Source organism: Mycobacterium sp. 852013-50091_SCH5140682, assembly GCF_001665685.1.
Lineage (GTDB): Bacteria > Actinomycetota > Actinomycetes > Mycobacteriales > Mycobacteriaceae > Mycobacterium.
On the sequence record NZ_LZTB01000028.1, the window covers coordinates 1 to 12983 of the forward strand.

14 protein-coding genes and 1 pseudogene are annotated in these 12983 nt (G+C 65.7%); 9 read left to right on the forward strand and 6 right to left on the reverse strand.

Annotated features, from left to right (window positions below):
* The 4 genes and pseudogenes from A5784_RS08970 to A5784_RS08985 all read left to right on the forward strand — a co-directional run.
* Positions 1-1459: APC family permease (locus A5784_RS08970; protein WP_232005988.1), on the forward strand; the 1459-nt coding region annotated here is incomplete at its 5' end.
* A 57-nt stretch (positions 1460-1516) separates the two neighbouring features.
* Positions 1517-2701 (forward strand): cytochrome P450, encoded by a 1185-nt coding sequence (locus A5784_RS08975; RefSeq protein WP_064944431.1) that lies wholly within the window; start codon positions 1517-1519, stop codon positions 2699-2701.
* Positions 2702-3017: 316 nt separating this feature from the next.
* Complete coding sequence (locus A5784_RS08980; protein WP_064944433.1) at positions 3018-4028, forward strand: Dyp-type peroxidase; 1011 nt, start codon at positions 3018-3020, stop codon at positions 4026-4028.
* Positions 4025-4515: pseudogene (locus tag A5784_RS08985) on the forward strand (encapsulin). The gene A5784_RS08980 and the pseudogene A5784_RS08985 overlap by 4 nt, the downstream one beginning before the upstream one ends.
* 1 nt (position 4516) lies before the next feature.
* Here A5784_RS08985 and A5784_RS08990 read toward each other — a convergent pair.
* Complete coding sequence (locus tag A5784_RS08990) at positions 4517-4942, reverse strand: VOC family protein (RefSeq protein ID WP_064944435.1); 426 nt, start codon at positions 4940-4942, stop codon at positions 4517-4519.
* Positions 4943-5034: 92 nt separating this feature from the next.
* Here A5784_RS08990 and A5784_RS08995 point away from each other — a divergent pair, with 92 nt between their 5' ends.
* A complete protein-coding gene (locus A5784_RS08995) occupies positions 5035-5937 on the forward strand; it encodes a LysR family transcriptional regulator (protein ID WP_064944705.1) in 903 nt (300 codons plus the stop codon).
* On the opposite strand, the gene A5784_RS09000 is transcribed toward A5784_RS08995, so the two are convergent.
* A complete protein-coding gene (locus tag A5784_RS09000; RefSeq protein WP_064944437.1) occupies positions 5934-6527 on the reverse strand; it encodes a TetR/AcrR family transcriptional regulator in 594 nt (197 codons plus the stop codon). The two genes, A5784_RS08995 and A5784_RS09000, sit on opposite strands and share 4 nt — an antisense overlap.
* A gap of 21 nt (positions 6528-6548) precedes the next feature.
* Between A5784_RS09000 and A5784_RS09005 the strand changes: the two genes are divergently transcribed.
* Positions 6549-6944, forward strand: a complete 396-nt coding sequence (locus A5784_RS09005; protein ID WP_064944439.1) for a hypothetical protein — start codon at positions 6549-6551, stop codon at positions 6942-6944.
* 19 nt (positions 6945-6963) lie between these two features.
* On the opposite strand, the gene A5784_RS09010 is transcribed toward A5784_RS09005, so the two are convergent.
* Positions 6964-7812, reverse strand: a complete 849-nt coding sequence (locus A5784_RS09010) for a DMT family transporter (RefSeq protein ID WP_064944441.1) — start codon at positions 7810-7812, stop codon at positions 6964-6966.
* A 188-nt stretch (positions 7813-8000) separates the two neighbouring features.
* Here A5784_RS09010 and A5784_RS09015 point away from each other — a divergent pair, with 188 nt between their 5' ends.
* Complete coding sequence (locus tag A5784_RS09015) at positions 8001-8438, forward strand: DUF1707 domain-containing protein (RefSeq protein ID WP_064944706.1); 438 nt, start codon at positions 8001-8003, stop codon at positions 8436-8438.
* Here A5784_RS09015 and A5784_RS09020 read toward each other — a convergent pair.
* Together A5784_RS09020 and A5784_RS09025 are read right to left on the reverse strand one after the other, a co-directional pair.
* Positions 8405-9049 carry a response regulator gene (locus tag A5784_RS09020; protein WP_064944443.1) on the reverse strand — a complete coding sequence of 215 codons (645 nt, stop codon included), beginning with the start codon at positions 9047-9049 and terminating at the stop codon, positions 8405-8407. The genes A5784_RS09015 and A5784_RS09020 overlap by 34 nt on opposite strands.
* The gene (locus A5784_RS09025) at positions 9049-10008 is read right to left on the reverse strand and encodes a HAMP domain-containing sensor histidine kinase (protein WP_064944445.1); all 960 of its coding nucleotides are present in this window, start codon (positions 10006-10008) and stop codon (positions 9049-9051) included. Before A5784_RS09025 ends, A5784_RS09020 begins: the two co-directional genes overlap by 1 nt.
* A 143-nt stretch (positions 10009-10151) precedes the next feature.
* On the opposite strand from A5784_RS09025, the gene A5784_RS09030 reads away from it, so the two are divergent.
* The gene (locus A5784_RS09030; RefSeq protein ID WP_232005990.1) at positions 10152-10640 is read left to right on the forward strand and encodes a CBS domain-containing protein; all 489 of its coding nucleotides are present in this window, start codon (positions 10152-10154) and stop codon (positions 10638-10640) included.
* 83 nt (positions 10641-10723) lie between these two features.
* Entirely contained in the window at positions 10724-11995 is a 1272-nt protein-coding gene (locus A5784_RS09035; RefSeq protein ID WP_064944707.1) for an ArsB/NhaD family transporter, read from the forward strand.
* A gap of 32 nt (positions 11996-12027) precedes the next feature.
* On the opposite strand, the gene A5784_RS09040 is transcribed toward A5784_RS09035, so the two are convergent.
* The gene (locus tag A5784_RS09040; RefSeq protein ID WP_064944447.1) at positions 12028-12897 is read right to left on the reverse strand and encodes a type IV toxin-antitoxin system AbiEi family antitoxin; all 870 of its coding nucleotides are present in this window, start codon (positions 12895-12897) and stop codon (positions 12028-12030) included.
* Positions 12898-12983 lie beyond the last annotated feature (86 nt).

The following is a 12983-nucleotide window of genomic DNA, read 5'->3' on the forward strand; positions in this document are numbered from 1 at the left end:
GAAGGACACTCGGATGGACACGACTCCGTCACCGCAGACCAACTTGAAAAAGAATGCCTTTGGTGTGCCCAGCATCTTGTTCTTCGTCTTCTCCGCCCAGGCGCCGCTCACCGGCATCGTCGGAGCTGCCGGGCTCGCGGTGGCGCTCGGCAACGGCGCCGGCGCCCCCAGCGCCTACCTCGCCGTCGGCCTGGTGATCGTGCTGTTCGCGGTCGGATTCACGACCGTCACCCGCACCATCGATGCCCACGGTGGGTTCTTCGCCGTCATCCGGGCCGGCCTCGGGCAGCGCGTCGGGACGAGCGGCTCACTGCTGGCGTTGTTGTCCTACAACACTGTTCAGTTCGCCATGTACGGTCTACTCGGCGCAAGCCTCTCGTCGCTGTTGGCCAACGACCTCGGCCTGCACCTGCCATGGTGGCTCGGTGCGCTGGCGGCGATCGCGCTGGTGTGGTTTCTGGGCTCACGCAACGTCGAACTCGGCGCCAAAGTGCTCGCCGTCCTGGTCAGCCTCGAATTCCTGTTGCTCAGCGCGTTTGCGGTCGGGGTCATTGTCACCAAGGGGCTGGGTGCACTGAACGTCGCCGGCAGTTTCAGTCCCGGTGCATTTTTCTACGGCGCGCCCGGAGTGGCAGTCATGTTCGCCATCGCCTCGATGTTCGGATTCGAGTCGACAGCGATCTACGCGGCCGAGGCCAAGGATCCTCACCGCACCGTGCCCCGCGCGACCTACATCTCGGTCATCATCATCGCGGTCTTCTTCGCCCTCGTAATCTGGATGTTGATCGTCTACTACGGCTCGGCCAACGCCCAACCCGCCGCCCTGGACGTGCTCAGCACCGATCCCACCCAATTCGTCCTGCAGCCGCTCAACGCGATCCTCGGCCCATGGGCCGGATCGGTGGCGCAAATCCTGCTGTGCACATCGCTTCTGGCGGGTGTGCAGGCCTTCCACAACATGATCACCCGCTACTTCCACGCCTTGGCCGAGCACCACGTGTTCCCGCATCTCTTGGCACGCACCAACCGCCACCAGGCCCCCTGGATCGCGGCAATCACCCAGACCATCCTGGCGGTTGCCGGCGTGGCCGCCTTCGCCATCCCCGGTCTGGATCCCATCACCAATCTGTTCACCTGGTTCAGCGGACTGGCCGTACTCGCACTGGTCGTGCTCTACGTGCTGTCCTCGGTCGCGATCCCCGCCTACTTTCGGCGTCACCCGGCGCCGTACCCGCTTTGGCAAACTCTGATCGCCCCGGCACTGGCCACCCTGTGCATGGCCGCCGTGCTGTGGATGGTCATCGACAACTTCGACGCCCTCGTCGGAGGCAACGGCCCCGTCATGTGGACACTGCTGATCACGGTGCCGACCGTCGCGGTGATCGGTCTTCTCATCCGGCAGCCCACCTCCCGAACCAACGGGCCCACCGATCGCAAACCGACTGCCGAAGCGTCCTAATCCGTTGCCATGCACTGCCACCCATCGAAAAGTCGATTCCCCAGAAGAGGTGACCTCATGCCCGAAACCCTTACCCCCGAACTGCTCCCCGTCGACGATCCGGCATACCGCTCCAATCCCTACCCCTACTACGCGCGACTACACACAGAGGCCCCGGTGTACCGACACCCGTACGGCTTCTGGGCGATCACCCGATACGAGGATGTCTCCCGACTGCTGTTCGACCGCACCATGAGCGTGGCACAGATCGATTTTGGTCCCGCGTCGCTGCTACACCACAGCCCGCTGGGCGCCGACCTGCCCGACCATGCCCGACTGCGTAAGGCGATGAGCCGCTGGTTCACCGCCCGCGCCGTCAAACAATGGCAGCACACCGCACGAACCCATCTGACTGATCGCCTCGACAGCATCGCCTCGGGCGGCGGCACCTTCGATGCCGTGCTGGACTTGGCGTTCCCCGTCACCTTCCGCACCATCTGCGACATTTTGGGCATCGAACCCCAAGATGCCCTTGCCGTACGAAATGCGACCTACACGGTAGGCGCGGGACTGAGCGCCAACCCGACGGAAGAAGAGATCACCGGCGTCGAGGACGCGATGGGGTGGTTCGTGACTCACTGCGATGAAATCATCGCCCTCAAACGGGACAACCCCGGTGATGGACTGCTGGACTCATTCCTCGATGCCGAATCCAAAGGCGAGCTCAGTCGGGACGAAACCACAGCATGCCTCGTATTGCTGTTCGCTGTCGGACATCTCGACATCACCTACCTGATCGTGCACGGACTGCGTCGCTTCTCTGAATCACCCCATGTCGCCCAGACCTACCGCACCGATCCGGCCAGCAGGCCCGGGATCATCGAAGAACTACTGCGTATCGACACCCCGGAACAGTTCGTCACCCGAATGACCACCCAACCGACCGAGGTCGGCGGTGTCACCATCCCCGCTGGCGAGATCCTGCTGCTGCTCATCGGAGCGGCCAACGTCGATCCCACGGTGTTCCCGGACCCCACTACCTTCGATCACACCCGCGACCTGTCGAAGTCCCGACACATCGCATTCGGCGCCGGCATCCACGGCTGCGCCGGCCAAATCCTGGCCCGAGCAGAAGCCGACCTCGTCTTCTCCACCATCGTGGAACAGTTCGGCGGCGTCCACCCCAACGGCGACGTGGAATACGCTCACACCGACTTCATCCGGTCCATCAAACGCTTGCCATTGAGACTGAACACAATCTGATCTCAGCCTCGGGGACCCCTGACCCGGTCACCGACACTGAAGCGCCGGCTAACGGAGGCGCCGCTCTTCCTCCTTCTCCAGACGTTCGCGTTCTGCTTCGCGACGCTCCTCCTCCTTTTCGATGGCTTCCTCGCGTTCGTTCTTGTTGGTCATGAATCCGAGCGTACTGTGCCGCACCGACTGAACGGCCTCGGATTGTGATGGCCAACAACCACTTTTGTCGGCTCCGACAGCAGGTCGCGCTGCCCGGGCGTCCCCGTCGGAGCCGTGCGTATCGTCGGGTCAAGCCGACCGCCCACGAATGAGGAGACAACCGATGGCGACACCGGAGAGCAGCGGCGCGGTGCAACCGCAACCCGTGCTGACACCGGTGACGCCCGCTGCGGTATTTCTGGTGGCGACCATCGACGCGGGCGGCGAGGACGCCGTGCATGACGCGCTCGGCAATCTCTCCGGGTTGGTCCGCTCAGTCGGATTCCGCGACCCTGCCAAGCAGCTGACGATGGTCACCTCGATCGGCTCTGCTGCCTGGGACCGGCTGTTCAGCGGCCCGCGCCCCGCACAGTTGCATCCCTTCGTCGCACTCGACGGACCGCGGCACCGCGCCCCGGCGACGCCCGGTGACCTGCTGTTCCACATCCGGGCCGACAGCATGGACGTCTGCTTCGCGCTGGCGAGCCACGTCCACAATGCGATGGCCGACGCGATCACGGTGGTCGACGAGGTGCACGGCTTCCGGTTCTTCGACAACCGGGATCTGCTCGGATTCGTCGACGGCACCGAAAACCCCGGCGGTGCACTGGCAATCAGCTCGACCGCCATCGGCGACGAGGACCCCGACTTCCGCGGCGGCAGCTATGTACACGTGCAGAAGTACCTGCACGACATGGCAGGTTGGGAAGCGCTGTCGGTGACGGAGCAGGAACGTGCGTTCGGCCGCACCAAGCTCGACGACATCGAATTCCCGGACGCCGACAAGCCTCGCAATTCACACCTGGCGCTCAACGTCATCACCGACGACGACGGCACCGAGCTCAAAATCGTCTGGCACAACATGCCGTTCGGTGAAGTGGGCCGAAGAGAATCCGGTACGTACTACATCGCCTACGCCCGCACGCCAACGGTCACCGAACGCATGCTGCGCAACATGTTCCTGGGCGATCCACCCGGCACCACCGACCGCATCCTCGACTTCTCCACCGCCGTCACCGGCGGTCTGTTCTTCACGCCCACAGTCGATTTCCTCGACAACCCGCCGCCGCTGCCACCGTCCGCCACCCCCGCGAGCGAATTGTCGATCGGAAGCTTGAAAGGAACGCCGCGATGAACAACCTCTACCGCGACCTGGCTCCGGTCACCGATCTCGCCTGGGCCCAGATCGAACAGGAAGCCGCGCGGACGTTCAAGCGTCACATCGCGGGACGGCGCGTGGTGGATGTGACCGGGCCGGGCGGCCCGTCGAGCGCCGCAGTCAGCACGGGGCATCTGCGTGCTGTGACGGCACCGGCCGACGGCGTGATCGCCCAGCTGCGCGACAGTAAACCCCCGGTGCGACTGCGGGTTCCGTTCACCGTGACGCGCGAGGACGTCGACGACGTCGACGACGTCGAACGGGGCGCGCAGGACTCGAGGCTCCCGCCATCGACGGCGCATTTGTATTGTCCACGCGCGGCGGCGATTTCGATCTGAACCTGGGCACAGACGTGTCGATCGGATACCTGTCCCACGACACCCAGAACGTACAGCTGTATCTGGAGGAGACCATGACGTTCCAGTGCTACACCGCCGAGGCATCGGTGGCGCTGACGCCATAGGTCAGCCGCGCAGCCGATCCGCGATGGCGGTGCGGGGCAATTTCGTCGGGTTCGGGTGAGTGATGATGATCCGTTCGAAATCCGGGCCGACCGCGTCGACGAACGTCAGGCCGGTCTCGTCATCGGTGTGGACGTAGGTCGCGGGATCGTAGGCTTGCAGGCGCCGAGTGATCTGCTCAAGGTCGGCCGCACTGTCGGTCGACCACACCAGGTGCTGGACACCGAGCACACCGATACCGCGCTCCAGAAACGGCTCCTTGGCGTGCAGATAGATCTGGAAGCCTTTGGGCGTCAACAACAATGACATGTCCTCGGTGTGCACCGCGACCCGGCACGAGAAAATAGCGCGATAGAAGTCGACAGACCGGCCCAGCTCGGTCACCCGTACGACGCACGATGTGACGGTCACGTTGATCTCGTTGCCCATGATTTAAGTCTGACCGTCGGTCAGCGCAAACGTCCAACCGGAAAATTCGACATGCCGATAGGTCTCGCCTATCAGCCGTGGTCTCATGGTTCATGCTCTTTCGCCAGCTGGAATATTTCGTGGCGCTCGCTCGCGAGAAGCATTTCGCCCGCGCTGCCGCGGCGTGTTACGTATCGCAGCCGGCGCTGTCGGAGGCCATCCGCAAGCTGGAGAACGAGCTGAAGGTTCCGCTGGTGCGGCGCGGAAAGAGTTTCGACGGGCTGACCCCGGAAGGCGAACGGCTCGTGCTGTGGGCGCGGCGCATCCTGGCCGACCACGACGCCCTCATCCACGAAGTCACCGCGCTGCAGACCGGCCTGACCGGCGAACTACGCCTCGGTGTGATCCCTGCCGCGTCCAGTACGGTGGCCCTGCTCACCAACCCGTTCTGCCTCGAACATCCTTTGGTGCGAGTTCAATTGGAGAGCAGCTTGCGCTCGGCAGGCGTCGTCGAACGCATCCGCCGCTTCGAACTCGATGCGGGCATCATCTATCCGGACGGTCAGAACACCACAGATCTTCTCGTCACGCCGCTGTACCAGGAACGCCAGGTGCTCATCGCCAGCGGCGACCTGCTGACGAGCCAACCTGACCCGACGACGTGGGAAGACGTATCGGAACTGCCGCTGTGCCTGTTGAATACGGGCATGCGGGGTCGTCAACTTCTCGACTCGGCGCTGGCCCTGCACGGTCTCACCCTGAGCCCGCGGTTGGAGGCGGACTCGGTGGTGTCGCTGCTGGCACACGTCAGCACCGGCCAATGGGCCAGCATCGTGCCCCAAACCTGGCTGCGGACCTTGCGTCCACCCGCCGGGGTACGGGTGGTGGAGCTGGACAATCCGTCGGTGACGGCGACGGTCGCGTTGGTCACCAGCGCCGCCGAACCCGGTTCGGTGCTGACCCGCGCGCTCGTCGAGATCGCGCAAAACGCCCGGATTACCATCGAACCCGGCTAGCCCGCCAGATCGACCGACAGCAGGGCACGCACTGCCTGCCCCAGATCTTCCTCGAGCCATGAGGGCCACTGCGCATCGTCGGCATGCCGTCGCACCGCGGCATACGGCAGGTCGACCACGGCCCGGGTCATCGCATCCATCGTGCGCGCGTCGTCGTTGCCGAACACCCCGCGAGCCAGCTCGCGTACCCGCTCGATCAACGGAGAGTTCATGGTGGCGAGCCGGGTCTCGAAGTCCGCATCGGGCTCGCCGTCGAGCAGATCACCGGGCCGGATGGTCAGCAGGAGTCGGGCATCGTCAGGAGTGGCCCGGGCGAACTGGACCGCTGCGACCCCCATCGCGACGGCCGCCTCCAACGGCGTCTGACCCGTCGCGGCCATCGCACGGGCCTGGAACCGCTCCAGCGCCCGGATCCAGGCCGCTGTCACGACGCCGTTGCGGTTACCGAACCGGTGATAGAGGGTGCCGGCCGGGGCCCCGCTGGCCCGCGCGATCGCCGCGACGCTCGCCGCCCGGGGACCGTCGGCCAGGACGAGTGTGCGTGTCGCGTCGAGAATTGCGTCGGTTTCATGCTTCCGCGGAGGTGCCACGATCTAGTATGGTCCTTCTATATGGAACGTTTACCCTATATCGACGAGCATGCCACAACCATCGACGCAGACGCGGCGACAACGTGGGAGGCGGTGCTGAGTGTCCTGTGCGGCGACCCGGCCGACCCGCACGCGCCGCGCGGCTTCAGGATCGGCGAGTGCCGCGCGCCCGAGCGCCTCGTCCTCGCCGGACGCCACCCGTTCGCGAGCTACGAATGGGTCTTCGAACTGGACGCCCTGGCGCCGAACCGCACCCGCGTCCGATCGCAGACCTGGGCGGCGTTCCCCCACGTCCGAGGGAAGATCTACCGCGCCCTGGTCATCGGATCCGGAGGGCATCGGATCGTCGTGCGCTGGACGCTCAAGCGCATTGCCGATGAGGCGCGCCGCCGCGGAGTGAGCGTCCGACAGCCCTGAATCGTCGGACCCGCCAGGGTCAGCCGAGGGTAACCAGCGTCACCGCACCGGCGGCCATCGCCAGCCCGACCGCCTGACCCTGGTGGATTCGCTCCCGCAGCACGACGACGGCGAGCAGCACGGTGAATGCGGGGTAGAGCGAGGACAGCACCGACGAGATGGCGAGCAGGCCGGAGTGGGTCGCGAGCTGGAAAAGCATGGTGGCGGCCGCGGTGGCCAAGCCGACCGACAGCGATACCGCGGCATACCGGTCGCGCGGGAGCCAGCTTTGCCGCAGCACGCTCGCAATCACCGCGATGACCACCACCGACACCGCCAGGCCGAGTGCGGCCGGGAACAGCCCGGAGCCCTCGGGCACCTGACCGAGGCAGACAAACAAGAACCCGAAACCGATCCCCGCCACGATCCCGTCAAGCACGCCGGTTGCACCCTTGGCGACATGCCCACCCGCAACGTTCTCGTCGCCCTCGCCGGTGGCGATCAGCCAGATCGCGGGCAGTGCGCAGACGATGCCGAACCAGGCCAGCGCGCTGGGCCGCTCACCGATGACCACACCCACCAGAACCGGCAAGGCGGCCGCGCCGACCGCCGACAGCGGCGCCACGACGCTCATCCGCCCATTCGCCAGGCCGCGGTACAGGAACCCGGTGCCCACGCCGGAACCAATGCCGGACAACGCACCCCATGCCAGCGCCGTGCTGCTCGGCGCGCCACCGAAGACCGTCGCCACCAGCGCCAGGACCGCCGCACTGCTCAGCTGGACCGCAAACGCCACCCGCCACACCGACGTTCGGCGGGACAGCACGCCGCCGAGGAAATCGGAGAGCCCGTACATGCTCGCCGCGCCCAGCGCGAGAAGGATACCCACGGCGGCCGAGGCTACCGGACCGGTCGGACACGGGTGACGTGCGCCACAGCTTGCCCTGGGAAAGACCTGTGTGCGTTCCCGGCGGTCGGGCGCCCCGCCGATCGGCACGACACACACTTTGCATCTTGACGCTGACTAGATAGGGGTTCATCATGGAACTAGTCACTGACAAGTTCAACGGAGGCGTCATGTCTGTCATGCAGCAACCCACCCGCGCAGGCGACCGCGAGCGCGAGCAGACCGCCAACGACCTCGGGCAAGCCCTTGCCCAGGGCTACCTGACCATGGCCGAATACGAGGACCGGCTGGCCACCACGTTCCGCTCGAACACCCACGGTGAGCTTCGCGGACTTGTGGCCGACCTCCCGCTGGCCCGGCTGCGGCGCAACGATCCCCGCCGTCGCGCCGCCCAGGTCCGCGCCGCGCGGCTCAGCGTCCGCATCCACGGCGGCGTCTACCTCGCGGTCTCGCTGTTGATGATCGGCATCTGGCTGGCGGTCGGGCTCGGCGGCGGTGGGTGGTACTTCTGGCCGGTCTGGCCCATCATGGGCTGGGGCATCGGCGTTGCGTCCCATGCCATCCCGATCTGGGCTCACGGCTCGATGAGACCCGCCCGGATCGCATAGCGGGTGAGCGCCAACCGATCCCGCAGGCCAAGCTTGGCCAGGATGTTGGTGCGGTGCCGGTCAACGGTTTTCGCGCTGATGGTCAGTGTCGCGGCGATCTCGCGCGTCGAATAGCCCTCGGCGATGAGCTTGAGCACTTCCTCTTCACGCGGCGTCAGGATGGTGTCCGGCAGTTCCCCCTGCCTGGCCCGGTGCAGATAGTCCCGGATCAGGGCGGTCACCGCGCCCGCGTACAGAAACGGCTCACCGCGCATCGTCGCCCGGCACGCCTCCAGCAGATCGCGATCGGCGACCGACTTCAGCACATAGCCCGATGCCCCCGCTTTGAGCGCCTCGAAGAAATACTGCTCGTTGTCGTACATCGACAGGATCAGGATGCGGACGTGCGGATGCGACCGGTTGATCTCACGTGCCGCCTGCAGACCGGTCATCCGCGGCATCGCGATGTCGAGAATCGCCAGATCGACCGGGGTTTGGTCGAGCGCCGACACCGCTTCGTACCCGTCGGCCGCTTCGGCCACCACCTGCAGGTCGGGTTCGGCATCGATGATCATGCGCAGGCCGCTGCGCACCAGCGCGTGGTCGTCGGCCAGCAGAATCCGTGCGGTCATCAGAGCGGGATCACCAACCGCACCTCCGTGCCGCCGTCTTGCGGTGAGGTGATGGCCAATTCGGCATTCACCAGCAGCGCCCGCTCGCGCATGCCGTTGATCCCCGCCCCTTCGTCATCCACACCACCGCGGCCGTCGTCGGCGATCCGCAATGTCACATCGCTTGCGCCGGAATGCAGATCGAGCCACACCTTGCTCGCTCCGGAATGCCGTGCCACATTCGTCAGGCTCTCCTGGGCGATCCGGTAACACACCAACTCCACGTCGGGGCGCAACCGAACTTCCTGTGGTGCAATATGTTTGACCACGGCGATACCCGAAGCCTGACCGAAGTCGGTGCACAGCGCGTTGAGTGCGCTGTGCAGCCCGAGATCCTCCAACGCGTCGGGACGCAGGCGTCGGGCAATTTCGCGGACCTCGTCAAGGCTGGACCGCACGATCTCCTGCGCATCGGCGAGTTCGTCCTGCATCGACGCGGGGGCCTGGTCGGCGACCCGTTTGAGCCGCAGCAGGGCCACCGTGAGGGTCTGGCCGATCTCGTCGTGCAACTCCCGGGCGATGCGTTGACGCTCGTTCTCCTGAGCCGCAAGTGCCGACGCGCTCGCGGTGGTCCGCTCGATCTCCAACCGATCGAGCATCGCGTTGAACGACGTGATCAGGTTTTCCAGATCGCTGTTGCCTCCCGGGTTCATCCGGTCGATGCGCTTGGGCGGATCGACTCGCCGCATTGACGCGGCGAGCCGATCCAGAGGGGCAAGACTCGAGCGCAGCAGCACCGCGTTGGCGGTCAGGATCACCACCAAACCCACGAGCAGCACCGGAATTTCGGCGAGCTTGATGCGCGACGACACCGACGCAGGCGACACCGCCAGGATCAACGTGCCGAGCGTGAAGATCAGCCCGTTGATGAGAAACACCCGACGGAACAGCGCCGTCGCCGGGGTGCGCGCCGCTTTCACCCCACCAGGGTGGCGTGCGACGCCGAGGTTTGTCCATACAGGCGCCATCCCCCTCGGAATGGGTGTCAGACCCGATGGTCAGCGACCGGACGGCGCCCCAAACTGAGCGCAATCGACGCCCGGCGACTCGGAGAACGAGGACCATGACCGTAGCGACCCACTGGAACGAAGACATGCAGGCACACGAAATCGCCGTCCACCCACCGACGGTCCGCATCGACGACCCGGTGTCCAAGGCGGTCCAGCTCATGGTGGTCAACCGGCTGCCCGGACTGGTGGTGGTCGACGATTCGGGGCGGCCCGTCGCGGTACTCCCCGGCACCCAGGTGCTGCGCCTGGCGATACCCGAGTCCTACCAAGACGATCCCGCCCTGGTACGCACGGTCGACGAGATCCACGCCGACCTGTTCTGGCACGGACCCGGCAAACTCACCGTCGGCGACTGTCTGCCCACACCCGTGGCGAAACCGGCCACTGTGCCGCCCGACGCGACGCTGCTGGAGATCGCGACCGTCATGGCGAACAAGCGCAGCCCGCTGATCGCCGTCGTCGACAACACCGGTCGGCTCACCGGGGCGGTGACGCTCGAACGGCTGCTGACCAGTCTGGCGGTGGCCGGGCCCGGCGACTGATCCCCCTGGTGCTCGCCGCAGAAGTCACCCCCGTCTCATCGCTCGCCGCAGACTTCTCCCCCGTCGCTTCGCTCGCCCCGGTCCTGGCACTGGCCATCTTCGTCACCGCCTTCTGGTTCATCGCCACCGAGCGGGCCGACAAGGTCAAGACCGTCCTCATCGCGGCCGGCCTGATGGCGTTGCTCGGGCTCATCCCCGGCGAGCGGGTGTTCTACTCCGAACACGAAGGCATCGACTGGAACGTCATCTTCCTGCTGCTCGGGATGATGGTCATCGTCGGTGTGGTCAAGCAGACCGGGCTGTTCGATTTCCTCGCGATCTGGGCGGCAAAACGCTCACGCGGCAAGCCTTTTCGGCTCATGGTGATGCTGATGCTGATCACCGCGATCGCGTCGCCCGTGCTCGACAACGTCACCATCATCCTGCTGGTCGCCCCCGTCACGCTGGTGATCTGCGACCGGTTGCGCATCTCCCCGCAGCCCTACCTCATCGCCGAGGTACTGGCATCCAACATCGGCGGCGCCGCGACCCTGATCGGCGACCCGCCCAACATCATCATCGGCAGCCGAGCCGGCTTGACCTTCAACGACTTTCTGGTGCACATGGCGCCCGCGGTGGCGATCATCTTCGCACTGTTCGTGGTGTTCACCCGGCTGCTGTTCCGAAAAGACCTGCGCGCCGAAGAGATTCACATCGATGAGGTCATGGCGCTGCAGGAACGCCGGGCGATCAAGGACACCCGCCTGCTCGTTCGCGCACTGGTGGTGCTGAACCTGGTCATCCTCGGCTTCGCCCTGCATTCGGTACTGCCTGTGGCACCGTCGGTCGTGGCCCTGCTCGGGGCCGGCGTGATGCTGCTGGTCACCGACGTCGACGTGGGCGAGATCCTGCCCGAGGTGGAGTGGCCGACGCTGGTGTTCTTCATGGGCTTGTTCGTGATGGTCGCCGGGCTGGTGCACACCGGAGTGATCGGAAAACTCGGCTCGGTGGCCGAGTCGGCATTCGGCGACAACTGGTTCGGCGCGGCCACGGCATTGTTGTTCGGGTCGGCGGTGGTCGGCGCGTTCGTCGACAACATCCCCTACACCGCGACCATGACGCCCGTCGTCGAATCGATGGTGGCGCAGACCCCGGACGCCGACACCGGCCAGGCGCTGTGGTGGGCCTTCGCGCTGGGCGCCTGCTTCTCCGGCAACGGCACCGCGATCGCGGCGAGCGCCAACGTGGTCGCGCTCGGCATCGCCCAGCGCGCCGGGCACCCGATCAGTTTCTGGCGCTTCACCCGCTACGGCGTCGTGGTGACGCTGCTGAGCACAGCGCTGGCGTGGATCTACGTGTGGCTGCGCTATTTCTGAGGTGCGCATCGAGATTCACAAGAGGGACAAGATCATGCCGATTTTTGTCCCTGGCTACAGTCTCGACGCCAGCCGCGGCTGAGCAATGCTCGTTCGACACGGGCGAGGACGTCGGCGATGTTGTCCTCGGCGATCACGCGGATGACGATCCACCTCATGGCCTCGAGCTCGCGTAGGGTCTTCCGGTCCTGCACATAGCGTTTGCGGTCGGACTGGTGGAAGATGCCGTCGTAATTGACGCCGACACCGAACTGCTCCCAACCCATATCGAGCACCGCCACCACGCGGCCGCGTCCCACCGTCACCACGATCTGGGTTTCGTCGGGCGGCATTCCGGCGTCGGTCAATCGCAGGCGCAGCCATGTTTCCCGCGGGGAATCGGCACCCGAGTCGACCAGCGGCAGTGCGACTTTCAGTGCCCGGATCCCCCGAACGCTCGGGTAACGCGCGATAAGCGGCGTGACGTCGTCGACGGTGACGCGCCGGGTCCATGCCAACGCATCAATACGTGCGACGGCCTCGTCGCGTGGGTAGTGGCGGCCGAGGTCGAACACGGTGCGCGCAGGTGTGGTGACCGGCATGCCCACGACCCGCTTGATTTCGTCGTCAGAAAGGGTCTCGTTGCGCACAACCAAACCTGCAGGTGGCCGGGTGTTGTTCCAGATGAGTTCGACCGGGACGTCGGGATCCACGTACGCCGCACCGTGCAGAGCCGACGCGGCGACGCCGGCGATCACTGCCCGACGGCCCGACCACAGCCAGGCACCGACGGTCCGGTCGCGCAGCGTCGGCTCCCCTCGCACATATACGTCGGGGAACAGCCTTTGGTAGTGGTGTCGCAGTTCATTACGCGTGACGAGCTGCTTGGACATTGCTTCACTGCCGACGATCACCCCACCCATGCCGGAATGTTGGCACGCGGTACCGACACCACACCGAGGCTGTACTGGGGGACAAATCTCGGCCTGATTTTGTCCCTCTTGTGAAT